The organism is Megasphaera sp. AF13-6AC (assembly GCF_027685385.1).
Lineage (GTDB): Bacteria > Bacillota > Negativicutes > Veillonellales > Megasphaeraceae > Megasphaera > Megasphaera micronuciformis.
Genome location: NZ_JAQCUN010000320.1, coordinates 1 through 620 on the forward strand (window position 1 = coordinate 1; position 620 = coordinate 620).

The window sequence follows — 620 nt, forward strand, 5'->3', positions numbered from 1 at the left end:
ACGGATCATAACGTCCTGCGACGAATCACCTTCCGTTACACCGGTGAGCTGAATGACGCTGTTATCCAGATTCATGCCCGACGTATCCAGTACTTGGCGAACTTCGGAAACTGTAACGGCTTTGCCGAAACGCAAGTCCAGAATCGTACCGCCCGTATAGTCGATGCCGAAGTTGAAGCCGTTCATAACAATGGACACGATGCTGGCAACGACCAAGAGGGTCGACAGGGTGAACCACCATTTACGATGTTTTACAATACTGAATTTCATGCCTGTCCCCCCTTTGTATCCTCTTTATCCAACTTGCGATTCAACCCGTAAAACCACGGCGACTTAATCAGTTCCGTATTAATGAACCAGGTCAACAGAGACCGGCTGACAACAATGGCCGTAAACATGCTGACGACAATGCCGAGAGCCAAGTTGACGGCAAAGCCCTTAACCGTACCGGCACCCATGGTAATCAATACGATGGCGGCAATCATGACGGATACGTTCGCATCCAAAATAGTGCTGAACGCACGCTTAAAGCCGGCATGCATGGACGTACGCAAACTTTTGCCGACAAGGACTTCTTCTTTAAATCGTTCAAATATAAGGATATTCGCATCAACGGCAAA

At 48.5% G+C, this 620-nt stretch carries 1 protein-coding gene and 1 pseudogene; both read right to left on the reverse strand.

Annotated features, from left to right (window positions below; genetic code table 11):
* Positions 1-270, reverse strand: a pseudogene (locus tag PGX78_RS09145) (protein translocase subunit SecF); the annotation flags it as partial.
* Positions 267-620: preprotein translocase subunit SecD (locus PGX78_RS09150; RefSeq protein ID WP_270446655.1), on the reverse strand; the 354-nt coding region annotated here is incomplete at its 5' end. The pseudogene PGX78_RS09145 and the gene PGX78_RS09150, both read right to left, overlap by 4 nt.